Below are 22,608 nucleotides of genomic sequence, written 5' to 3'. Positions count from 1 at the left end.
AAAGGAAGCGTAAGGATCCGGTAAACGGTCCCGCGCACAGTGGTCACACGGCGCCGGAAGGCGAACGATCAACCCGACGGAGGAGACCATGCGCAAGATCATCAACTCGACGTACGTGTCGCTCGACGGCGTCATCGAGAACCCGCAGAACTGGACCTCGGCCTACTTCCAGGACGAGGCCGCCGCCTACGCCAGGGAACTGCTGTTCTCCTGCGACGCCATCCTGATGGGACGCAAGACGTTCGACGGCTTCTCCCAGGCGTGGCCGGCCATGGAGGAGGCGACCGGCGACTTCGGCGTCCGGATGAACAGCCTGCCCCACTACGTCGTGTCCGACTCCCTCCGCAAGCCCGGCTGGGGCGACACGACGGCGATCCCGCGGGCGGAGGCCGTCACGGAGATCGCCAAGCTGAAGGAGCAGGACGGTCAGGACATCCTGCAGTACGGCTTCGGCCCGGTGTCCCGGACGCTCGTCGAGCACGGCCTGCTGGACGAGCTGCGCCTGTGGATCCACCCGGTGCTCGTCGGCGCCCGCGAGACCGGCGAGCTGCTCAACGCCGACGAGTTCTCGGCCGCGTTCGAGCTGGCCGGCACCGAGGTCTTCAAGACCGGCGTCATCATCGCCACCTACGTCCCCAGCGCGCGGTAGCGAGCGGTCACCCGGCGGCCCGGCGCGGCGGAACGCCGAACCGGGCCAGGGCCGCCCGGAGGATCGCGCGGGTGCGGTCCGGGGGCTCGGCCTGGACGCCGACACGGTCCAGGGCGTCGCGGTAGCGGGCGATGTCGGACGCCCGGTCCGGATAGAGCGCGCAGGTGAGCTGCTCCAGGTAGACCACGTCGGGCAGCTCGGGCTCGGCGAACCGCAGCAGCGTCATCGGGCCGCTCTCCGTCGCGGGCCCGCCCGAGGCGAAGGGGGCGATCTGCACGGTGACGTTCGGCCGCTCCGCCATCTCGATCAGGTGCTCGATCTGGGCGCGCATCGTGGCGCGGCCGCCGACCGTCCGGCGCAGCGCCGCCTCGTCCAGCACCGCCCACAGCCGCAGCGGGTCCGGGCGCTCGAACACGCGGCGGCGCCGCATCCGCAGCTCCACCCGCCGCTCGATCTCCTCGGGCCCCGCCTCCGGGTGGCGGGCCGCGATCAGGGCGCGGGCGTAGTCCCTGGTCTGCAGCAGCTCCGGGACGTTCTGGACCTCGTACACGCGGACGAGCACCGCACCCTGCTCCAGTCCGAGGTAGGGCTCGAACCAGGACGGGACCACGTCGCCGAACGGCTGCCACCAGCCCGGCGCGTTGGCGTGCTCGGCCAGTTCCAGCAGCGGCTCGCGCAGCGACGGGTCGGTCACGCCGTAGAGGGTCAGCAGGTCGGCGACGTCGCGCTCCTTGTAGCCGACCCGGCCGAGCTCCATCCGGCTGATCTTGGAATGCGAGCCGCGGATCTCGTACCCGGCGGCCTCGGTGGACAGGCCCGCGGCCTCCCGGTAGCGGCGCAGCTGGGCGCCGACCAGCAGGCGCAGCACCGTCGGGCCCGCCTCCCGGTGGTCCTGGGCGACGCGGGCGCGGTCGCCCTCCGGTTCCGCGGCGCTCACGAGGCCCCGCGCCCCGCGGCGCGGCACCGCCCGTGCGGCGCCGGACCTCCGGCACGCGGCGCGGACGGCCCACCGGTCACCGGTGCCGGAACTCCCATGGGACGCCCTCCTCGACGTGCGGAAAAACTTTCCACCGGATGAAGTTACTCGTTGGAGAGTCACTTGCCCACTAGTCCGGAATGTCCTCTTTGGTGGTCATCTCGGGGAATGTACGGGAGCGTCCGGCTCAAGAGCGCCGTGACCTGGCACGATACGGAGCACGAAAAAAATCCAGAAGATCTCGGCCAGGATGTCGATCCGGTCACACGTTCTTCGACGCGTTCGTGACGGACCGGGAAGGACCGGGCCGGTGAACAGAGGAGACGACATGCGGTTCCTGTTGATGACGACGGACGACGGTTCTGCGCCCGCCGCGCCGCCGGACGAGAAGCTGCAGACGGAGATGGGCCGGTTCATCGAGGAGATGTCCCGGAGCGGGGTGCTGCTCGCGACCGGCGGGCTGGAGCCCGGCGGCACCCGGATCACGTCGTCCGGCGGCAAGGTCACCGTCCTCGACGGCCCGTTCGCCGAGGCGAAGGAGACGGTCGTCGGGTTCGCGCTGATCGAGGTGGGCAGCCGCGAGGAGGCCATCGAGCTGTCCAAGCGCTTCTGGGCGATCGTCGGCGACGGCGAGGGCGTCATCCAGCAGGTGTTCGGGCCGGAGGACCTCCCCGGCCAGTGAGGCTCGCGCCCGGCGGGCGCCCGGCCGGGCCGGGGCGTCCGCCGAGGTTGCGCGGCGGCCGGTGCGGGTGCTCTCATCGGCAGCGTGACGGCATCGGACGAGCCCGGGGCGCGGAAGGCGCCCGCACGGGGCACGAGCGTGCACGCGACCGTCGACGCGGTGTGGCGGCTGGAGGCCGCGCGCATCATCGCCGGTCTCGCCCGCATGGTGCACGACATCGGGCTCGCCGAGGAACTCGCGCAGGACGCGCTGGTCGCCGCGCTCGAACAGTGGCCGGAGTCGGGCGTCCCGGATAACCCGGGCGCCTGGCTCATGGCCGTCGGCAAGCGCCGCGCGATCGACCGGATCCGGCGGCTGCGGCGGCTCGATGACAAGATCGAGGAGATGGGCCGCGACCTGGAGACCCAGGCGCCGCGCGACGAGTTCGACGTTCCGGACGACGACCACATCGAGGACGACGTCCTCCGGCTGATCTTCACGGCCTGCCACCCCGTGCTGTCCGCGCAGGCGCGGGTCGCGCTGACGCTGCGCATGCTCGGCGGCCTCACCACCGAGGAGATCGCGCACGCGTTCCTCGTCCCCGAGGCGACCGTGGCGCAGCGGATCGTCCGGGCCAAGCGGACGCTCTCGGAGGCGAACGTCCCGTTCGAGGTGCCGCAGGGCCCCGACCGCGCGGCCCGGCTGGCGTCCGTGCTGGAGGTCGTCTACCTCGTCTTCAACGAGGGGTACGCCGCCAGCGCGGGCGACGCCTGGGTGCGGACGGACCTGTGCCGCGAGGCGCTGCGCCTCGGCCGCGTCCTCGCGGCGCTGGCCCCCGGCGAGCCCGAGGTGCACGGGCTCGCGGCGCTGATGGAGATCCAGGCGTCCCGCACCCGGGCGCGCACCGGCCCGTCCGGGGAGCCCGTCCCGCTGGCGGCGCAGGACCGCGGCAAGTGGGACCGGCTCCTCATCACCCGCGGGTTCGAGGCGCTGCTGCGCGCGAAGAGGATCGGCGAGCCGCCCGGCCCGTACGTCCTGCAGGCCGCGATCGCCGCCTGCCACGCGCAGGCGCCCTCCGCCGAGGACACCGACTGGGCGCAGATCGCCTCCCTCTACGAGATCCTCGCCCGCGTCGCGCCGTCCCCCGTGGTGGAGCTGAACCGCGCCGTGGCGGTCGGCATGGCCCACGGTCCCGAGAAGGGCCTGGAGCTCGCCGACGCGCTGGTGGACGAGCCCGCCCTGCGCGGCTACCACCTGCTGCCGAGCGTCCGCGGCGACCTGCTCGCCCGCCTCGGCCGCCGGGACGAGGCCCGGGAGCAGTTCGAGCGCGCCGCGGAGCTCACCCGCAACGCGCCCGAACGCCGGGTCCTGCTGGACCGCGCCGCCGCGCTCAGTAGTCCCGCACCGTGAACGAGCCGACGATCTCCCCGAAGTCCTGGAAGTCGACGACCTCGGTCCCGGCGCCCGTCTCGGCGTCGCGCTGCGCGTCCACCCGCGCCTTGTTGGTCAGCGCCAGTTCCTGGTTCGCGGCGACGTACCCGCGCAGCTCCTTCTCGTAGTTCGCGAACGCGGCGCGGTGGTCGCCGCCCGCCGCCTTCAGCTCCCCGGCCAGCACGTACGCGCCGACGATGGCCATGCTCGTGCCCTGCCCGGACAGCGGCGACCCGCAGTAGCCCGCGTCCCCGAGCAGGACGACCCGCCCCTTCGACCAGGAGTCCATGTGGATCTGCGCCATCGAGTCGAAGTGGAAGTCGGGCGCGTCCCACATCGTCTCCAGCAGCTCGGGCACCACCCAGCCGCCGCCGGCCAGCGCGTCCGCCATGATCTTCTTCTGCACGGCGGTGTCGCGGTGGTCGTACTCGATCGGCCGCTCGGACTCGAACCCCAGGTAGACGCGGACCTCCTCGTTGCCGCGCACGCTCATCACGCCGCCACCCCAACTGCTGCCCGGCACCTGGTGGAACACCTGCCAGCGGTCCAGGCCGAGGAAGTTCGGGGCCGTCCACACCGACAGGTAGGTGCCGAGGTGGGTGAGGTAGTCCTTCTCCGGCCCGAACACCAGCCGGCGCGTGGTGGAATGCGCGCCGTCCGCGCCGACGACCAGGTCGAACGTGCGGATCAGCCCGCTCTGGAAGATCACCCGCACGCCGTCGTCGTCCTGCTCCACCCCGGCGATCGAGTCGCCGTACAGGTACTCGACGCCGTCGCCGGCCGCGTCCACCAGGATCGCGGACAGGTCGTCGCGCAGGATCTCCACGTCCGCGCTGCTCAGGTCGCCCCCGGTGATCGTGTAGTCCTCGCTGCGGTACAGCTCCTTGCCGTCCCCGTCCACCATGGACATGCCGCGCATCTCGACGCGCCGCTCGCGGATCCGGTCGAGGACGCCCATCCGCTCGGCGACCTCCAGCGCCGGCCCGCGCACGTCGATCGCCTGCCCGCCGGCCCGCGGCCCGGGCGACACCTCCACGACCGTCACGCCGAACCCGTACCGCCGCAGCCAGTACGCCAGCGCGGGACCGCCGATGCTCGCACCCGAGATGAGGACGTTCTTCATGGGGACCTCCCTAGTCCGGCGGGACCTGCGTCCCGCGCCGATGAAGAGACTCGCCCCGGCCGCTGACCGACCTCGCACCGTGTGCTGACCGGCGTCCGGAGCGGAGCGGAGGACGACGGTCAGCAGCCCTTCCCGGGGGGCTTGGGGGGTCGCCCCCCAAAGGAAAACTGACCGGCGTCCGGAGCGGAGCGGAGGACGACGGTCAGCAGCCCTTCCCGGGGGGCTTGGGGGTGGTTGTCAGGGGGGCGGGTGGCGTGATCGGGTGTCATGTCCCAAACTGGCGTTGGGTGCTGATGACGCGGAGGGGAAACCGGTGATCGATCGCTCGCACGTCCAGGCCGCCGCGGAGCGTGTCGCGGGACATGTCCGCCGCACGCCGATGGTCGAGGTCGAGCCGGGGCCGCTCGCGCCCGCCGCGCGGATGTGGCTGAAGCTCGAACTGACGCAGCACACGGGGTCGTTCAAGGCGCGCGGTGCGTTCAACCACATCCTGGCGGCGCGGGAGGAGGGGCGGCTTCCCGAGACGGGAGTCGTCGCGGCCTCAGGCGGGAACGCCGGGCTGGCCTTCGCGTACGCGGCGGCGCGGGCGGGCGTCCCGGCCGAGGTGTACGTGCCGGAGACGGCGCCCGCGGTGAAGGTCGCGCGGCTGCGGGCCCTCGGCGCCGCGGTCGTGCAGGTGGGCACCCGGTACGCCGAGGCGCAGGACGCCGCGACCAAGCGCGCCGCCGACACCGGCGCGCTGTTCTGCCACGCCTACGACCTGCCGGAGGTGTGCGCGGGCCAGGGCACGCTCGGCCTGGAGATGCTGGAGCAGACCGGCGGCGAGGTCGACACGGTCCTGCTGGCGGTCGGCGGCGGAGGGCTGATGGCGGGCGTCGCCGCCGCGCTCGAAGGGCGGGCGCGCGTCGTCGGCGTCGAGCCCGCGACGATCCCGACCCTCGAACGCGCCCTGCACGCCGGACGCCCCGTGGACGTGGAGGTGTCGGGGATCGCCGCCGACTCCCTCGGCGCGACCCGGGCCGGCGAGATCGCGTTCGCGGTCGCCTCCCGTGCCGGGGTGCGTCCCGTCCTGGTCACCGACGAGGCGATCATCGAGGCCCGCCGGTTCGTGTGGCAGGAGTACCGCATGGTCGTCGAGCACGGCACGGCCGCCGCCGTGGCCGCGCTGCGCGGCGGCGCCTACCGGCCGTCCCCCGGGGAGCGCGTCGTGGTCGTGCTGTGCGGCGCCAACACCGACCCGTCCGACCTGGTCTGAGTTTCCGGCGACCGGCCGCGTCTCACCCGGCGGCGCGCAGGGCCTGGAGCGGCAGCAGCCGCACCTGCGCGGCGGGACGGACCGTGCCGGTCGCGGGGCGGCTGCCGCACAGGGCCTCCACCACGTGCGCGGCCAGCGCGTTGTCGATGGGGTGGGGGACGGGCGTGCCGCCCGCGCTGAGCTGCTGGTACTTCATCCGGTTGAAGGCCAGCGAGATCTGCCGCTCGCCCCCGGCGGAGGACAGGGACTGGGTTCCGGCGCCGAAGACCGCGCCGTCGTGGCCCCAGAACGTCCCGCACGGTAGGTCGAGGGAGTAGAGCCCGAGGCCGTAGTTCATCAGGACGTTGCCGTCCGCGTCCTTCACCGGGACGGTCCGCCGCATCTGCGCCAGAGCGTCCGGCCCGATGAGGTCGCCGGTGAGGAGCCTGCGGTAGAAGCGGTTGAGGTCGTCCATGGTGGAGACGAGCGCGCCCGCCGTCCAGGCCCAGCTCATGTCGAAGGTGCTGTAGTCGCGGGGCGGCGTCACGTGCTGGTACAGCGACTCGTACATCCGCGGGTGCGGGCCCGCGATCCAGGGCGAGGACGGGAAGTAGGTGTGCTTCAGCCCGGCCTTGCGGATGACGTTCCGGGTGATGTACTCCTCCGCCCTGGTCCCGGTCACCTTCTCCAGGAGTCTCCCGGCGATGACGTAGTTGGTGTTGGAGTACGACCAGCGCTCGCCCGGCTCTCCCGTGCGCGGCGCCCGCAGCCCCCAGGCGATGAGCTGCTCGGGCGGGACGTCGCGGAACCGGTACTCGTCCAGGCTGTCGGCCGAGAGCTCCCGCAGCGAGGGGAACGCCGGGGCGACGTAGTCGCCGATGCCGCTGGTGTGGTCGAGCAGCATCCGCACGGTCGTCTGCTCGCCGGGGCGCCCCGGGATGAGGCCGGGCAGGTAGCGGCCGACCGGGGCGTCGAGGTCGACGCGGCCCCGCTCGACCTGCTGGAGGATCGCGGTGGCGACGAACGACTTGGTGATGCTGCCGACCCGCTGGCGCATGCCCGGGGTGACCCGGCGCCCCGTGCGCACGTCCGCGACGCCGGCCGCGCCGTCCCACGCCGTGCGGCCGTCCCGGACCTCGGAGAACAGCCCGTACATCCCGGCGTCGTGCGTGGCGTCCAGGGTGGCCCGGAGCTTGGCGGGATCGAACGGGACGGTGGGCGGCTGCGCCGCGGCGATCACGGACGGGCCCACGTCCGGCCCGGCCGCCGCCGCGACCTGGGCCGTCGCCAACGTCAGAACGAGCGCCGCACCCGCGGCCGCTCCCCTGGCGACGCCGCGCCTCGCCAGCCGTCCCAGCCCTCTGGCCATCATCCCCGTCTTTCCGCGCCGACCGCGCCCCCGAGGGGGCTTTTCTAGATCATCCACTCTCTCATCCCGAGGGTGGAAGCGGTCCCAGAGCCACCAAAACGGGTCGCTCACGACACCCGGGACTGGACGGCCGCGACGCCGGGGCTTGACATCGGCTTCCCGGTTTCCTATAACTGGAGTTGCAGGTTTCCTCTTGTACGAGGAACAGGTAATCGGCGCACGCCAGGCGCCGAGGTCTTCGGAGGTGATGTCCGTGTTGCTGACGTCGATCGACCCGTTCGTGCAGGAGTTCGAGCGTCAGTTCGACCGCGCGGTCCGCCAGGCGGCCGGCCAGGGAAACGGCGCCGCCATGGCGATGGACGGCGTCCGCCGCGCGGACGACGTCGTCCTGCGGTTCGATCTGCCGGGGGTCGACCCCGGCTCCATCGAGGTGACCGTCGACCGCGGCGTGCTCTCGGTGACCGCGCGGCGCGAGGAGGAGTTCGGCGAGGAGGAGCGCGTCTTCGTCCGCGAGCGCACCATGGGCTCCTTCACCCGCCGGGTCTACCTGTCGGAGCACCTGGACGCCGAAGCGATCGAGGCCGCCTACGAGAACGGCGTCCTCGCCGTCCGCATCCCGGTGCTGGAGCGGGCGCGGCCGCGGAAGGTGGCCGTCCAGCAGTCCGGCGCCGGCCAGAAGGCGATCAGGAGCTGACGCGCGACGTCCGGGCGGCCCCGGCCGGCGCGGCTCGTCGAAGGCCGTGCCGACCGGGGCCGCCCGCATCGTCCGGCGTTCGCCGGTACCGCGACGGCGCCGAGGAGGCCCCCCATGAACCTGCCGTTCGACGACGAGCACGCCGCGCTGTTCACGGTGGGACAGGTGGCGCAGATGCTGGACGTCCAGCAGGCGTTCCTGCGCCGCATCGACGACCACCGGGTCGTCTCCCCCCAGCGCTCGACCGGCGGCCAGCGCCGCTACAGCCGCCACGAGATCGGCCGCATCCAGGAGGTCGTGTCGATGATGGGCGAGGGCATGACGCTGCCCGCCATCCGGCGCATCTTCGAACTCCAGCACGAGGTCGCCGAACTCACCCGGGAGCGCGACGAACTCGCCCGGCGGCTCGCCGGAGGCCGCGACTCCACGGCCTGACGCCCGGGCGGGCGCGCGGGCGCCGCGGGCCTCCCCGGCGCCGGCCCGGCCGGCGGCTCAGCCGAGCAGGTCCGCGAGGGTCTCGCGGCGGGAGGGGTGGCGCAGCTTGTGCATGCCCTTGGACTCGATCTGCCGGATGCGCTCGCGCGTCACCCCGTAGACCTTGCCGACCTCCTCCAGGGTCTTCGGCTCGCCGCCCGACAGCCCGAACCGCAGCGAGATCACGCCGGCCTCGCGCTCGGTGAGGGTCTCCAGGACGGCGTCGAGGCGCCCGCGCAGCATCGAGGTCGCCACGACGTCGGCGGGGTCGCCGCCCTCGGGGTCCTCGATGACGTCGGCGAGCTCGCCGTCGCCGTCCTCGCCGAGCGGGGTGTGCAGGGACAGCGGCTCGCGGGCCTGCCGCCGCAGCCACTCGACCTTCTCGGGCGTGACGTCGAGCTCGACGGCCAGTTCCTGCGAGGTCGGCTCGCGGCCGAGGTCCTGCATCATCCGCCGCCGGACCCGCGTCATCCGGTTGAGCACCTCGACGACGTGCACGGGGATGCGGATGGTGCGGCTCTGGTCGGCCAGCGCGCGGCTGATCGCCTGCTTGATCCACCAGACGGCGTAGGTGGAGAACTTCAGGCCGCGGCGGTACTCGAACTTCTCCACGGCGCGGATCAGGCCGAGGTTGCCCTCCTGCACGAGGTCGTTCAACGGGAGGCCGTGGCCCATGTAGCGCTTGGCGAGCGACACGACGAGGCGCAGGTTGGCCTCGACCATGTGCTCCTTGGCGCGGACGCCGTCGGCGGCGATCCACTCCAGGTCCTGCTTGTCCTGGAGGCTCAGTTCGTCGCCCAGGGTCATGAGGCGCTCTCGGGCGAACAGGCCGGCCTCGATGCGCTTGGCCAGGTCGACCTCCTGCTCGGCGGTGAGCAGCGCGGTGCGCCCGATGCGGGACAGGTAGTCCTTCATCGGGTCGACGAGGTTCACGGTGGAGCGGGGGGATGCGCTCGGCGCGTGGCTGGCGTTCAGGGCTGTGTCCTTTGCTCGTCCGGCGGCCGGGAGGGAACGGTCACCCGATCTCGGTACCCGTCAGGCTCGCGAGCCAAACTTAGATCCGACCTAAGCTTATGTCGACAACGAACTTAGGTCGGATTATGAGAGGATGGCGGCATGGGACTGCGGGAGATGAAGAAGCAGCAGACGCGCCAGAGCATTTCGAACCACGCGACCCGCCTGTTCCTGCGGCACGGCTTCGACCGGGTGACCATCGCCGACGTCGCGGCGGCGGCCCAGGTGGCGAAGATGACCGTCACCAACTACTTCCCCCGCAAGGAGGACCTGGCGCTCGACCTGCACGAGGTGTTCGTGGCCTCCCTGGCGCGCACGGTCGCCGAGCGGGCGCCGGGCGAGTCCGCGCTGGCCGCGTTGCGCCGGGGGTTCCTGGAGGCCGTCCGGCGGCAGGACGCCGTGATCGGTTTCTCCGGCCCCCCGTTCGCCCGGATGGTCGCCGAGAGCCCGGCGCTGGTGGCGCGGCTCCGCGAGTTCCACGAGGAACGGGAGGAGGCTCTCGCCGCCGTCCTCGCCGAGGAGACCGGCGCGGGCCCGGACGACGTCCTGCCCCGCCTCGTCGCCGCGCAGCTCGGCGGCGTCCACCGCGTCCTGTTCCAGGAGGCCCTGCGCCGCAACGTGCGGGGCGAGACCCGCGAGGAGATCGAGGCGGCCCTCGCGGAGTCCGCGAAGACCGCCTTCGACCTGCTCGAACCGTCCCTGGGGAGCTACGCGACGCGTCCGGCCCCCGGAGGACGGAAGGCGCCCTAGGCGCCGTCCTGGATGACCAGGAGGAGGTCGCCGGCCTGGACGGGCGTCGCCTCCGGGACGGCCAGCCGGGCGACGGCGCCCGCGACCGGGGCGGTGATGGCGGCCTCCATCTTCATGGCCTCGATGGTGGCGACCACGTCTCCCGCGGCGACCTCGTCGCCCTTGGCCACCCGCAGCGTCACCGAGCCGTCGAACGGGGCGGCGACGTGGCCGGGCTCGGCGGGGTCGGCCCGCTCGACCGGCGGCGCGTCAGACTTGACGGACTTGTCGCGGACGGAGAGTGTCCGGAGCTGGCCGTTCACCGAGCAGATGACCTGCCGGACCCCGGCCTCGTCGACGTCGCCGACGGCCTCCAGCCCGGCCAGGACGCGGACGCCGGGTTCGAGGTCGAACGCCACCTCGTGCCCCGCCCGGAGCCCGTAGAGGAACGGGCCGGTCGGCAGGACGGAGAGGTCCCCGTAGGCGGCGCGGGCTTCGCGGTACTCCTTCGCAGGGCCCGGGAAGAGCAGGCGGTCGAGCGTGTCGCGAACGTCTGGGCCGGCCAGAGCCTTCTCTTCGGCGCCGTCCAGTTCGGCCCGGGCGGGCGTGTACCGGCGTCCTGCGAGGGCCTTGGTGCGGAACGGCTCGGGCCAGCCGCCGGGCGGATCGCCCAGTTCGCCGTTCAGGAACCCGATGACGCTGTCCGGGATGTCGTAGCGGTCCGGGTTCTCGGCGAAGTCGTCCGGGTCGGCGCCCGCCGCGACGAGGTGCAGGGCCAGGTCGCCGACGACCTTGCTGGACGGGGTGACCTTCACGAGCCGCCCGAGGATGGCGTCGGCGGCCGCGTAGAGGCGCTCGATCTCCTCGAAGCGGTCGCCGAGGCCGAGGGCGACGGCCTGCTGCCGCAGGTTGGACAGCTGCCCGCCGGGGATCTCGTGCCCGTAGACGCGCCCGGTCGGCGAGGGAAGCCCCATCTCGAACGGCGCGTAGAGCTTCCGGACGGCCTCCCAGTACGGCTCCATGGCGGTGAGCGCGTCCAGGTCGAGGCCGGTGGCGTGCTCGGTGAAGTCGGTCGCGGCCACGATCGCCTGGAGCGGCGGCTGGCTCGTGGTGCCCGAGAGCGGCGCGGCGGCGCCGTCGACGGCGTCGACGCCCGCCTCGATGGCGGCGATGTAGGTGCCGATCTGCCCGCCGGCCGTGTCGTGGGTGTGCAGGTGGACGGGCAGGTCGAACCGCTCGCGGAGGGCCCTGACGAGGGTGCGCGCGGCGGGCGCCCTGAGCAGGCCGGCCATGTCCTTGACGCAGAGGATGTGGACTCCCGCGTTGACGAGTTCCTCCGCCAGCCGCAGGTAGTAGTCGAGCGTGTAGAGCCGTTCGTCCGGGGAGGACAGGTCGCCGGTGTAGCAGAGCGTGCCTTCCACAAGCGCGTGGGTCTGGAGGGCCGCGTCGATGGCCGGGCGCATGCGGTCCACGTCGTTCAGGGCGTCGAACACACGGAAGATGTCGACTCCCGTACTGGCCGCCTCCTTGACGAAGGCCCGAGCCACCGAGTCGGGATACGGCGTGTAGCCGACGGTGTTGCGGCCACGCAGAAGCATCTGGATGCACAGGTTGGGCGCCGCCTCGCGGATCGCGGCCAGCCTGTCCCAGGGCGACTCGCCCAGGAAGCGGAGCGCGACGTCGTACGTTGCCCCGCCCCACGCCTCGATCGAGAGAAGCTGCGGCGTCATCCGAGCGAGATAGGGCGCGGCAGACAGCAGGTCATAGGTACGTACTCGCGTAGCGAGGAGCGACTGGTGCGCATCGCGGAACGTCGTGTCGGTGACGGCCAAGGCGTCCTGGTTCCGTAGCTGCTCGGCGAACGCGCGCGCGCCGAGCGCCAGCAACCGGTCACGCGACCCCTCGGGGAAGGGCCCGTCGAGGTCGAGCGGCGGCAGCTTCGTCGCCGGATCCAGGTCGGTGGGGGCTTCACCGTGCGGCTTGTTGACCGTGACGTCCGCCAGGTAGCGGACGAGCCGCGTCGCGCGGTCGCCGCTGGAACGGGCCGTGAGCAGCTCGGGGTGGTCGGCGATGTAGGACGTGGTGACGCCGCCCGCGCGGAAGTCGGGCTCGTCCAGCAGCGCCTGCAGGAACGGGATGTTGGACGCGACGCCCCTGATACGGAACTCCGCGACGGCACGGCGCGCCCGCCGTACCGCCTCCTCGAACGTCCGGCCTCGGCACGTCAGCTTCACCAGCAGCGAGTCGAAGTGCGGCGACACGATCGCGCCCCCGTAGGCCGTTCCCGTGTCGAGCCGCACGCCGGCGCCGCCCGGGGACCGGTACGCCGAGATCTTCCCCGTGTCGGGACGGAACCCGTTCGCCGGGTCCTCGGTCGTGATGCGGCACTGCACGGCGAACCCGCTCACGCCGACCTCGTCCTGCGCGATGCCGAGGTCGGCCAGCGTCTCGCCGCCCGCGATGCGCAGCTGGCTCTGCACCAGGTCGACGCCCGTGACCTCTTCGGTGACGGTGTGCTCGACCTGGATGCGGGGGTTCATCTCGATGAAGACGTGCTCGCCGCGGTCGTCCACGAGGAACTCGACCGTCCCCGCGTTCTCGTACCCGATCTCCCGGGCGAAGCGGACCGCGTCGTCGCAGAGCCGCCGGGTGGTCTCCGGGTCCAGCCCGGGGGCGGGCGCGATCTCGACGACCTTCTGGTGGCGCCGCTGCACCGAGCAGTCGCGCTCGCGCAGGTGGACGATGTGCCCGGCCGCGTCCGCGAGGACCTGCACCTCGATGTGGCGCGGGCGGTCCACCGCCTGCTCCAGGAACACCGTCGGGTCGCCGAACGCGCTCTCGGCCTCGCGGCGCGCCGTGTCCACGGCGGCCTCCAGGTCCTCGCGGTGGTCGACGCGGCGCAGCCCGCGCCCGCCGCCGCCCGACGCGGCCTTCACGAACAGCGGGAACCCGACCTCGTCGGCCGCCTCCAGCTCCCGTCCCGGCTCCGGCGTCGCCGAGCGCAGCACCGGCAGGCCCGCGCGGCCGGCCGCCGCGACCGCCTCGATCTTGTTGCCCGCCAGGCTCAGCACCCGCGACGGCGGGCCGACGAACTTGATCCCGTTGCGCTCGCACGCCGCCGCCAGCTCGGGGCTCTCCGACAGGAACCCGTAGCCCGGGTAGACGGCGTCGGCGCCGACCCGCAGCGCCGTCTCCACGATCCCGTCCACGTCCAGGTAGGCGCGGACCGGGTGGCCGTGCTCCCCGATCTCGTACGCCTCGTCCGCCTTCTGCCGGTGCAGGGACAGGCGGTCCTCGTGCGCGTACACGGCGACGCTGGCGATGCCGAGTTCGTACGCCGCGCGGAAGGCGCGCACGGCGATCTCGCCACGGTTGGCGACGAGCAGCTTACTGATCACGTGTGTCTCCCAGGAGTGGCTCGGGGCGCGTCCGGCCGCGCCCGACGGCCTCCTGGGCTCCACGCTGAGCCGCTCATGGCGGGACGAACCCGCGGGCGAACCGGATCCTGGGATACCTACCCAGTCGAGCGGTCCGGACGGCCCCGCACGGCAACGAGAACAAAGGGACAGATGGTACGAGACGTGAAAACAGGGGAATCTTTCCCCTGAATCCGGTCGTCGCGAAACGGAACGATCACTCGGAATAGCCGGAAGGATCTTGCGGTTGCAACGACCGTGCGCGATCCCGCCGGCCGGGCCGCACCCATGTCAGCGACCTACGGAGGTGAACCGTGCCCAGCAGCATCCCCCGCACCCGTTCCACCAGCGAGCGCAAACGCGTGAGAACCACGTCGCTGCGCGCCCTCGCGGTCGCCGCGCAGCTGGAACGCAACCATGCCCAGGAGGGTCCACCGGGCAACGCGGAGGGCCGGGCGGAGACCCGCCGCCGCCGGCGGACACCCGACCCGGCCTGACACTCCGCGCCCGACCGCACCTCCGGGCAGGCATGGGAAAGCCCCCGCATCCGCGGGGGCTTTCGCGTTCCGCTAGGCGCGAGCCATGTCGAAGAATCTGTGGACGGTGGCCCGGGTGCGTTCCCTGCCGACGCTCTCCACCATCGCGGTGAGGTGCTCCGCGCCGAGGACTGCCAGGAGCGCGTGCGCGACGGCCTCACCGTCCGGAACGGCGTCACCGCGCTGGTCGAGCAGGATCGTCAGGTGCCGGTGCCAGAAGCCGTAGGCGCCGATCCGGTACCGGGCCCCGGGCGAAGCGGTCTCGGACATGCGCACCAGCGACAGATGGTCGAGCACGTAGTCCAGGTAGGCGTCGGCGAAGGCGTGCAGACGCTCGGACGGCGCCACGACCGCGCCGTCCTCCCCGGGGCCCAGCGGAGGCGGGCCGGACAGGATCGCGTCCTGGAGCGCACGTTCGCGTTCGTTCAGCAGCGCCACGGCGAGGCCCGCCTTGTCGCCGAAGCGGCGGAACAGCGTGCCCTTGCCGACGCCCGCCTCGGCGGCGACGGCGTCCATGGACACCGCCTCCACTCCGTGCCGGGCGAACAGCGCGGCGGCGGCGTCCAGCACCTTCACGCGGTTGCGGGCGGCGTCGGCGCGCTCCTTGGGCGGCGGGGTCCGCATCAGTTCCAGATCCACGCGCCTCGCGCCGGCCGGGCGACGGTCCATCATCGCCTCCTCCCCTGAAGTACAACCGGACTATAGTCCCATTAAGTGGCCGCGGCCACCACGACTTGATCACCCGCTTTGCCGAGCGCATACCATCGTTGGCCATAGTCTTGCGGAACGATCGCGGGACGATGCGGAACAACGGGGAGCGAGTGGTGTGACCGACAGGACGATGCCGGACGCCCATCCACTGGAGTCGGGGGACCCGGTCGAGCTGGGCGGATACGAGATCCTGGGCCGCCTCGGCGAGGGCGGGCAGGGGGCGGTCTTCCTGGGGCGCCCGCGGGGCGGTGCCCGGGCCGTCCGCGCCGACGACCACGTCGCGATCAAGCTCCTGCACGGCAGGCTCGCGGGGGACGAGTCCGCCCGCGCCCGGTTCGTCCGCGAACTGGAGGTCGCCAAGCGCGTCGCGCGCTTCTGCACCGCGCAGGTCCTGGACGCCGACGTGGCGGGCGACCAGCCCTACATCGTCAGCGAGTACGTGCCCGGCCTGTCGCTCTTCCACGTCGTGCGGACGGAGGGCCCGCGCAAGGGCGGCGCGCTGGAGCGGCTGGCGGTGGGCACGCTCACCGCGCTCACGGCGATCCACCAGGCCGGCATCGTGCACCGCGACTTCAAACCGCGCAACGTCATGATGGGCCCGGACGGCCCGCGCGTCATCGACTTCGGCGTGGCGCGCGCGCTGGGCGCGGCCGGTGAGACGCAGAACGTCGGCACTCCCGCCTACATGGCCCCGGAGCACTTCACCGGCGACCAGGTCGGCCCGGCGGCCGACATGTTCGCCTGGGGCACGACCATGGCGTTCGCCGCGACGGGACGTCCCGCGTTCGGCAACGACGAGATGGCCTCGGTCATGAAGCGGATCCTGACGGGCGAACCGGATCTGGGCGACCTCCCGAGCCCGATGCGCGAACTCGTCCTCGCGTGTCTGGCCAAGGACTCCGCGCAGCGCCCGACCGCCCGCGAGGCCCAGGAGCGGCTGCTCGGCGCGACCAGCGGAGCGTCCGAGGCCGTCCCTCCCGTCATGACCGTCCCGCCCGCCGCGGCCCTCCCTGCGCCGCCTCCCGAGCACGTGACGGACCCGTCCGGCGTCCCCGAAGGGACGGCCCCGCAGCCGCGTCCGTACGCCGATGCGATGCCTCCCCCGGAGGGTTACGGCCAGGGGGCGCTCGGAATGCCGCCACCGAGCCTTCCTGCGCCGCCCAACGGCCATGAGCCGGACGGCAGGGGACGCGGACGCCTCGCCATACCGATCGCCGCGGCCGCGGCGGTGGCGCTGGTCATCGCGGGCGGCGCCGCGTGGGCCGCGACAAGGCCGAGCGGCGACAAGGAACGGCCCGTCTCGGCGTCCGACGAGAACCACGGCGTGGGAGGCGACTCCGGCTCCGCGAACGGCGCGGCCGGCCGCCCCCAGAGCCCGACGACGACGAAACCAGGGCAGCCGAAGCCCGGAAAGAGCGGGAACCCCGCGAACCCCACCGCGTCCCCGAAACCGGGTGCGCCGCAGCGGCCCGGCGGCTCGACCCCCACGAGAGGCACCGGCGGGGGCACTTCGACGCCGCCCAAGGAGCCGCCCAACAAGTACACGCCGCAGTCCGCGTGCAACAACGGCGGCAAGGGCACCGGGTACTACGTGCTGCGCTCCATGGGGGTGTCCGGCGGCGTCGCCTACCTGCTCTACAGCAACTCGACCAAGTACAACTGCGCCGTCACCATCAAGACGAAGCACGTCGGCACGAAGTCGCCCGTCTCCGCCTGGGTCCAGAAGAAGGGCGGAGGCGCCGTCAGCGACAGCGGCTCGTTCGCCTGGTACGCGGGACCGGTGTACGTGAGCGCGCCCGGGGTGTGCGTCCGCTTCGGCGGCAACGGCAGTACCGCCCCCTACGGCAACTGCGGCTGACGGAGAGATCTGGGGCCGGAATGAACAAGGCCACCCTCGCGCCTGGGGTGGCCTGTGTCTCCTGCGGAGGACGGGTCGACGTTCGGGTGCACCGGTGCCGACCCGGCCGCTGCTGGATCAGTTACGGGAGGCGATGAGATGGTCGAAGTCGCCGTCCTTGGCTCCAAGGATGAGCGCTTCTATCTCGGGGCGGGTGTAGATGAGGGCCGGGCCCTCGGGATGGCGGGAGTTGCGCATCGCGACCTGCCCGTCGGGCAGTTCGGCGATTTCCACACAGTTCCCCTGGGAGTTGCTTCGCCGGGACTTCAGCCATCGTGCTCCGAGGAGCTCGGCGGCCGGCATCCCGTTGTCGTAATCGGTCTGGAGCATCATGTCTCTCTGAGAAGATCACCGAGAAGCTCGACGGTGCGCTCCGGGGTCGCACTGTCGACACACAGGCGTTCCATCGCCTGCAGGTAGGTGTCGACGTCGTCGCGCTTGTCCAGGTACATCGCGCCGGTGAGGTTCTCGACGTAAACCACGTCCGGCAGATCCTGCTCGGGAAAACGCAGGATCGTGAAGGCGCCCCCCTCGGCCGCGTGGCCTCCGAACCTGAACGGCATGATCTGGATGGTGACGTTGGGCAGCTTCGACATCTCGATGAGGTGCTCGAACTGGCCCCGCATCACCTCCGGCCCGCCGATGGGACGCCGCAGCGCCCCCTCGTCCACCACGGCCCACAGGCGCGGGGCTTCCGCTCCCGTGAGGCGTTCCTGACGCTGCAGGCGCAGCTCCACGCGCTGGTCGATCTCGTGTTCGGCGGCCCCGGCGTTGCCCAGGCGAATCACCGCGCGCGCATACCCCTCCGACTGCAGCAGTCCCGGGACGAACTGCAGTTCATATGTGCGGATCAACGCCGCCGACTCCTCCAGGCCCACATAGGTCTGGAACCAGCCGGGCAACACGTCGTTGTACCGGTGCCACCAACCGGGGGTGTTGGCCTCCCGCGCAAGCTGTAGCAGCGCCTCGCGTTCCGTCTTGTCGCCGACGCCGTACAACGTGAGCAGGTCGTCCACGTCTCGTTCTTTGAAGCTGACCCTGCCGAGCTCAAGACGGCTGATCTTCGACTCCGACGCGCGGATGACGTAGCCGGCGTCCTGACGGGTCACGCCCTTCTGCTCGCGCAGACGGCGAAGCTGCGACCCGAGCAGGATCCGACGAACCGTCGACCCGCTTCCCGGCGTCTCTGGAGTCACGCCCAACCTCCCGGCTATTCGGCGGACAGCGAACCTAGTGTGCCACTGGCCTCAGCGTCCCGCGGTTACCTCCGATCTCCCGCATGCGATCCGCGTCGCCCCACACCCTCGCGATGCGGATGCACGTGCATTGGGCCTTGCATTCGCACGCTACGATGCGCAGGATAACGCACGAGACTTCCGAGCCACGGCTGCACAACGAGATCACTCTGCGGGGTCCGGTGGAATGACGTCACGCCACGCGCACGACGACACGCGGTGGGAGCTCGGCCCTCTCGCGGGGCCGGACGACCCACGGGCCCAGGCTGGGCGCTCGACGCCCGTCCCGGAGGCGTTCGACCTGCCTCCGCGCCTGGACAGGGCCGTCACGGCGCTGACGGAACTGCGGGGGTCCACGGTCTCGTTCACCGTCGAGCCCGATCCGGAGTCGGTCACCGAGGCCCGGCACTTCGCGATCTCCCGGCTGGCCGAGTGGAGCATGGCCGAGCTCGCCGACGACGTCGGCCTCGTCGTCTCCGAGCTCGTCACGAACGCGCTGCGGCACAGCGGGAAGACGGCCGGCGGGCGGCCGGGCGACGACGTGCACCGCGAGGGCGTGTACGGCGACCCGGCCGACCCGCTCGGCTCCGCGCCCTCGGCCATCCGGCTGCGCCTCGGGCACGAGGGGCCGTGGCTGCTCTGCGGGATCATTGACGCGAGCCGGACCGCGCCCCGCCGCAAGGAGCCCGACTACATCGCCGAGACCGGCCGCGGCCTGCACCTCGTCGAGTCGTTCAGCGTCCGGTGGGGCTGGCGCGCCCTCGCCCGCGGCAAGGTCGTCTGGGCCCTGTTCCGGTCCTCCTGAGCGACGCGTCCGGAACAACGGGCGTAACAACGCGCGACCGGGGTAACAATTGGATTCCCCCGACGAGGCCCTAGAACTCCTCCAGGGTTGGACGAGGCGTGGGGCAGAGAGGAGCACCGGTGGACTTCGCCGTCGAGCATCGCGTCGAGAAGGGCCTCACGGTCGTCAAGATCAGCGGTGAGATCGACGTCTTCACCAGCCCCCGCCTGCGCGAGGCCCTGCTAGAGATCATCGACAACGGCGGCGCGCACCTGGTCATCGACCTCGGCGAGGTGACGTTCCTCGACTCCACGGGCCTCGGCGTCCTCGTCGGGATCTACCACCGGCTGCGGGCGCGGGACGGCTCGATGTCGTTCATGGGCGTCAACGACAGGGTGCGGCGGGTGTTCCACGTCACCCAGCTCACCAAGATCTTCGTCCTGCACCGGTCGCTGGAGGACGCGATCGCGGCCCACGAGTCCGCGGCGTCCTGAGCCCCGGCGCTCCCTGACCCCTCGCCACCCGTCCCCCGCCTCCCGTCCCCCGCCTCCCGTCCTGCTCCGGCCGCGCTCGCGCCTTTTCCGTGGCGCCGGTTATCCACAGTTTCCGTCGGCGCTCCCCGCGCCGGGCGCACCCGGTACGGTGAGACCGAGATCAAGCCCGCCGCCTGGGACGCCTCCCGGCGCGCGCGGTGCTGTCCGGCCCATCGAACGGACGGGAGCGCTCCGTGGCAGAACAGCCGCTGCATGAGCACACGCTCGGCAATGGCCTGCGCGTGGTGGTCTGCGAAGACCACGTCGTACCACTGGCCGCCGTGAACATCTGGTACGGGGTGGGCTCGCGGCACGAGCGGGCCGGCCGCACCGGCCTCGCGCACCTCTTCGAGCACCTGATGTTCCAGGGCTCGGCGAACGTCGCCGAGGGCGAGCACGCCGCCCTGCTGGAGAGCGCCGGCGCCGCGTTCAACGCCAGCACGTCCTTCGAGCGCACGAACTACTACGAGACGGTGCCGGTCAGCCACCTGGAGCTCGCGCTCTGGCTGGAGGCCGACCGCATGGGCACCCTCCCCGCCGCGCTGACCCAGGCCAACCTCGACAACCAGCGCGACGTGGTGAAGAACGAGCGGCGCCAGCGCTACGACAACCAGCCCTACGGCACGGCCTTCGAGCGCCTGTGCGCGCTGACGTTCCCCGAGGGGCACCCCTACGCGCACACCCCGATCGGCTCCATGGAAGACCTGGACGCCACCACCCTCGACGACTGCACCGACTTCTTCGCCACCTGGTACGCGCCGGGCAACGCCGTCCTGTCCGTCGTGGGCGACGTCGACCCGGAGAAGACGCTGGAGGCGGTCGAGCGCTACTTCGGCGGCCTGCCGGCCGGCCCGCGGCAGCCCGCCGCGCGCCCCGGCGCCCTCGGGCCGCTGACCGGCGTCCGCGGCGAGACCCTCGACGAGGAAGTGCCCTCCCCCGCCTACTTCGCGATGTTCACGCTCCCCACCGACGGCGGCGACGACATCGAGGCCGCCGAGCTCGCGGTCGAGATCCTCGGCGGCGGCTCCGGCTCCCGCCTCTACGACCGGATGGTGCGGCGCGACCAGATCGCCACCGAGGTGTGGGCCGGGGTCACGCGGCTCGCGTCCGGCCCGTCCCTGGCGATCGTGGACGCCGTCGGCCCGGAGCCCGAGAAGATCGCGGCCGTGCTGGACGAGGAGCTCGAACGGTTCGCCGCGCACGGCCCGGACGCCGACGAGACCGCCCGCGCCACCGCCCAGGCCGAGCGCGGCTTCCTGGAGCAGACCGAGACGGTGACGGGCCTGGCGAACGCGCTGTCGCAGAACGCGACGCAGTTCGGCGACCCGGCCCGGGTCTTCACCGCCCCCGGTCGCGCCACCGCGGTCACCGGAGACGCGATCAAGGAGATGGCGGGCCGCTGGCTGGCCCCGGGCGCCCGCACCGCCCTGACCTACGGAGGCACCTCGTGAGCAGCGGCCTTGCACTGCAGCCCCGTCCCGTCCCCGGGCCCGTCCCGGCGTGGGCGTTCCCGTCCGGCACCGCGGGCCGCGTCCCGGCCGGCCCCGCGACGCTGCGCTGCGACCTGCCCGGCCGCCGGCTCGCCGCCGTCCGCCTCGTCCTGCACGCGGGGGCGGGCCGCGAGCCGTCCGGTCTCGACGGCGTCGCGACGCTGGCGTCCCGCGCCCTGCTGGAGGGCACCGAGCCCGGCGGCGGCACCGCGCTGACCGCCGCGTTCGAGCGGCTCGGCGCCAGCCTCTACGCGCACGCCGACCTGACCGCCCTGCGCATCGCGCTGGACGTCCCGACCACGCGGCTCGGCGCCGCCCTGGAGCTGTTCTCCTCGGTGGTGCGCCGCCCGGCCCTCGACGACGCCGACGTGCGGCGCCTCGTCCGCGAGCGCCTGGAGGAGATCGCGCAGGAGGACGCCGACCCCGGCACGCGCGCCATGCGCGAGCTGCGCGCCGTCCTCTTCCCGGAGCAGGCCCGCGCCTCCCGCCCGACCGGCGGCACCCCCGAGTCCGTCGGCGCGCTGCAGGGCTCGCACGTCCGCGACTTCTACGGCTCCGTGGTCCCCGCCGAGGCGACCGCCGTGGTCGCGGGCGACCTCGCCGGGACCGACGCCGACAGCGCCCTCGCCGCCGCCCTGGAAGGCTGGGCGGGCTCCGCCGCGCCGCTGCCCACCGCCGACCGGGTCATGCCCGAGTCCGCCGCCCGCATCGTCGTGGTCGACCGCCCCGGCTCCGTGCAGACCTACCTCAGCTTCGGCCACGGCGTCCCCGACCGCTCCCACCACGACTGGCCGTCCCTGATGGTCGCGTCGCACGTCCTGGGCGGCGGTCTCACGTCCCGCCTCAACGCCGTCCTGCGCGAGGAGAAGGGCTACACCTACGGCATGCGCGCCGGCCTGCTCCGCATGCGGCACTGCGGCCTGTTCATCGCCCAGGGCGCCGTCCACACCGAGGTCACCGCCGACGCGGTCGCCGACGCCCTCACCGAACTGCGCGGCATCGTGTCCCGCGGCATCGACGCCGAGGAGCACGGCTCGTCCGTCCGCGCCCTGGCCGACCGCGCCCCCGCCGAGTACGAGACGGCCCGCGCCGTGGCCGCCGAGCTGGCCGACGTGTCCGCCAACGGCCTGGGCGCCGACTACCCGAGCGCCTACCTGGCCGCGGTCCGCGCCTCCACCCCCGACGGCGTGGCCCGCGCCTACCGCAAGCACATCGACCCGGAAGCCCTCACGGTCATCGCCGTAGGCGACGCCGCCCAGATCCGCGAGCCCCTCGAAAAGCTCGCCTACGCCCCCGTGACCGTCACCACGAAGGAGACCTGACCACCGCAGGCGCGCCGGCCGCGGAGTGACCACCCGATCCCGGAGCCAACCCCGCCCGCCGCCACCACGAAAGACCTCCAGTGGAGCGCGGCGGGCACGGCATGACCCACACGATCCCAGGGCCCGCCCCGGGCGCTACAAGGGAGACCGACTCCGGCAGGGCGCGCCAGTCGCCGAGTGACCACCCGATCCCGGAGCCAACCCCGCCCGCCGCCACCACGAAAGACCTCCAGGGGAGCGCGGCGGGCACGGCATGACCCACACGATCCCAGGGCCCGCCCCGGGCGCTACAAGGGAGACCGACTCCGGCAGGGCGCGCCAGTCGCCGAG

Annotated in this window: 20 protein-coding genes and 1 pseudogene; 13 read left to right on the top strand and 8 right to left on the bottom strand. The window is 72.7% G+C overall.

Annotated elements, in window-relative coordinates:
* Window positions 1-88 precede the first annotated feature (88 nt).
* Window positions 89-649, top strand: coding sequence for a dihydrofolate reductase family protein (locus AB0C87_RS30575; protein ID WP_345173349.1), 561 nt, complete (start codon window positions 89-91; stop codon window positions 647-649).
* A 7-nt stretch (window positions 650-656) separates the two neighbouring features.
* On the opposite strand, the gene AB0C87_RS30570 is transcribed toward AB0C87_RS30575, so the two are convergent.
* Entirely contained in the window at window positions 657-1,586 is a 930-nt protein-coding gene (locus AB0C87_RS30570; protein ID WP_345173348.1) for a helix-turn-helix transcriptional regulator, read from the bottom strand.
* Between the two features lie 367 nt (window positions 1,587-1,953).
* On the opposite strand from AB0C87_RS30570, the gene AB0C87_RS30565 reads away from it, so the two are divergent.
* Together AB0C87_RS30565 and AB0C87_RS30560 are read left to right on the top strand one after the other, a co-directional pair.
* Window positions 1,954-2,307 (top strand): YciI family protein, encoded by a 354-nt coding sequence (locus tag AB0C87_RS30565; RefSeq protein ID WP_345173347.1) that lies wholly within the window; start codon window positions 1,954-1,956, stop codon window positions 2,305-2,307.
* A gap of 138 nt (window positions 2,308-2,445) precedes the next feature.
* A complete protein-coding gene (locus AB0C87_RS30560; protein ID WP_345173606.1) occupies window positions 2,446-3,696 on the top strand; it encodes an RNA polymerase sigma factor in 1,251 nt (416 codons plus the stop codon).
* Here AB0C87_RS30560 and AB0C87_RS30555 read toward each other — a convergent pair.
* On the bottom strand, window positions 3,677-4,840 hold the full coding sequence (locus tag AB0C87_RS30555; RefSeq protein ID WP_360580692.1) for an FAD-dependent monooxygenase: 1,164 nt from the start codon (window positions 4,838-4,840) through the stop codon (window positions 3,677-3,679). The genes AB0C87_RS30560 and AB0C87_RS30555 overlap by 20 nt on opposite strands.
* A gap of 313 nt (window positions 4,841-5,153) precedes the next feature.
* Between AB0C87_RS30555 and AB0C87_RS30550 the strand changes: the two genes are divergently transcribed.
* Window positions 5,154-6,095 (top strand): serine/threonine dehydratase, encoded by a 942-nt coding sequence (locus AB0C87_RS30550; RefSeq protein WP_353833107.1) that lies wholly within the window; start codon window positions 5,154-5,156, stop codon window positions 6,093-6,095.
* A 22-nt stretch (window positions 6,096-6,117) separates the two neighbouring features.
* On the opposite strand, the gene AB0C87_RS30545 is transcribed toward AB0C87_RS30550, so the two are convergent.
* Window positions 6,118-7,446, bottom strand: coding sequence for a serine hydrolase domain-containing protein (locus AB0C87_RS30545; RefSeq protein WP_360580690.1), 1,329 nt, complete (start codon window positions 7,444-7,446; stop codon window positions 6,118-6,120).
* Between the two features lie 250 nt (window positions 7,447-7,696).
* Between AB0C87_RS30545 and AB0C87_RS30540 the strand changes: the two genes are divergently transcribed.
* Both AB0C87_RS30540 and AB0C87_RS30535 read left to right on the top strand, forming a co-directional pair.
* Window positions 7,697-8,137, top strand: coding sequence for an Hsp20/alpha crystallin family protein (locus AB0C87_RS30540; RefSeq protein WP_345173340.1), 441 nt, complete (start codon window positions 7,697-7,699; stop codon window positions 8,135-8,137).
* Between the two features lie 114 nt (window positions 8,138-8,251).
* Window positions 8,252-8,572, top strand: coding sequence for a MerR family transcriptional regulator (locus AB0C87_RS30535; RefSeq protein WP_345173339.1), 321 nt, complete (start codon window positions 8,252-8,254; stop codon window positions 8,570-8,572).
* A gap of 57 nt (window positions 8,573-8,629) precedes the next feature.
* Here AB0C87_RS30535 and AB0C87_RS30530 read toward each other — a convergent pair.
* A pseudogene (locus AB0C87_RS30530) lies at window positions 8,630-9,532 on the bottom strand (RNA polymerase sigma factor); the annotation flags it as partial.
* A 195-nt stretch (window positions 9,533-9,727) separates the two neighbouring features.
* On the opposite strand from AB0C87_RS30530, the gene AB0C87_RS30525 reads away from it, so the two are divergent.
* A complete protein-coding gene (locus tag AB0C87_RS30525) occupies window positions 9,728-10,375 on the top strand; it encodes a TetR family transcriptional regulator (RefSeq protein WP_345173337.1) in 648 nt (215 codons plus the stop codon).
* On the opposite strand, the gene AB0C87_RS30520 is transcribed toward AB0C87_RS30525, so the two are convergent.
* Entirely contained in the window at window positions 10,372-13,752 is a 3,381-nt protein-coding gene (locus tag AB0C87_RS30520; RefSeq protein ID WP_360580688.1) for a pyruvate carboxylase, read from the bottom strand. The two genes, AB0C87_RS30525 and AB0C87_RS30520, sit on opposite strands and share 4 nt — an antisense overlap.
* A 332-nt stretch (window positions 13,753-14,084) precedes the next feature.
* Here AB0C87_RS30520 and AB0C87_RS30515 point away from each other — a divergent pair, with 332 nt between their 5' ends.
* On the top strand, window positions 14,085-14,267 hold the full coding sequence (locus tag AB0C87_RS30515; RefSeq protein WP_345173334.1) for a hypothetical protein: 183 nt from the start codon (window positions 14,085-14,087) through the stop codon (window positions 14,265-14,267).
* A 72-nt stretch (window positions 14,268-14,339) separates the two neighbouring features.
* Here AB0C87_RS30515 and AB0C87_RS30510 read toward each other — a convergent pair whose 3' ends face one another.
* Entirely contained in the window at window positions 14,340-14,978 is a 639-nt protein-coding gene (locus tag AB0C87_RS30510) for a helix-turn-helix domain-containing protein (protein WP_345173333.1), read from the bottom strand.
* Window positions 14,979-15,132: 154 nt separating this feature from the next.
* Here AB0C87_RS30510 and AB0C87_RS30505 point away from each other — a divergent pair, with 154 nt between their 5' ends.
* Window positions 15,133-16,875: a serine/threonine-protein kinase gene (locus AB0C87_RS30505; RefSeq protein WP_360580685.1), complete on the top strand. Its 1,743-nt coding sequence runs from the start codon at window positions 15,133-15,135 to the stop codon at window positions 16,873-16,875.
* A gap of 117 nt (window positions 16,876-16,992) precedes the next feature.
* Here AB0C87_RS30505 and AB0C87_RS30500 read toward each other — a convergent pair whose 3' ends face one another.
* Window positions 16,993-17,244, bottom strand: a complete 252-nt coding sequence (locus AB0C87_RS30500) for a DUF397 domain-containing protein (protein ID WP_185035161.1) — start codon at window positions 17,242-17,244, stop codon at window positions 16,993-16,995.
* Entirely contained in the window at window positions 17,244-18,110 is an 867-nt protein-coding gene (locus tag AB0C87_RS30495) for a helix-turn-helix transcriptional regulator (protein ID WP_179844140.1), read from the bottom strand. Before AB0C87_RS30495 ends, AB0C87_RS30500 begins: the two co-directional genes overlap by 1 nt.
* A 226-nt stretch (window positions 18,111-18,336) precedes the next feature.
* Between AB0C87_RS30495 and AB0C87_RS30490 the strand changes: the two genes are divergently transcribed.
* The 4 genes from AB0C87_RS30490 to AB0C87_RS30475 all read left to right on the top strand — a co-directional run bounded on the left by AB0C87_RS30490 (window position 18,337) and on the right by AB0C87_RS30475 (window position 22,278).
* Window positions 18,337-18,954 carry an ATP-binding protein gene (locus tag AB0C87_RS30490; RefSeq protein ID WP_345173328.1) on the top strand — a complete coding sequence of 206 codons (618 nt, stop codon included), beginning with the start codon at window positions 18,337-18,339 and terminating at the stop codon, window positions 18,952-18,954.
* Between the two features lie 119 nt (window positions 18,955-19,073).
* Window positions 19,074-19,427, top strand: coding sequence for an STAS domain-containing protein (locus AB0C87_RS30485; protein WP_089311207.1), 354 nt, complete (start codon window positions 19,074-19,076; stop codon window positions 19,425-19,427).
* A gap of 233 nt (window positions 19,428-19,660) precedes the next feature.
* The gene (locus AB0C87_RS30480; protein WP_360580683.1) at window positions 19,661-20,917 is read left to right on the top strand and encodes a pitrilysin family protein; all 1,257 of its coding nucleotides are present in this window, start codon (window positions 19,661-19,663) and stop codon (window positions 20,915-20,917) included.
* A complete protein-coding gene (locus AB0C87_RS30475; RefSeq protein ID WP_360580681.1) occupies window positions 20,914-22,278 on the top strand; it encodes a pitrilysin family protein in 1,365 nt (454 codons plus the stop codon). The genes AB0C87_RS30480 and AB0C87_RS30475 overlap by 4 nt, the downstream gene beginning before the upstream one ends.
* Window positions 22,279-22,608: the final 330 nt, after the last annotated feature.

It is taken from the genome of Actinomadura sp. NPDC048021 (assembly GCF_040653135.1).
Lineage (GTDB): Bacteria > Actinomycetota > Actinomycetes > Streptosporangiales > Streptosporangiaceae > Spirillospora > Spirillospora verrucosospora.
The sequence above is the reverse complement of the archived record's forward strand: the minus strand, read 5'-3'. Positions and strand labels throughout refer to the sequence as shown.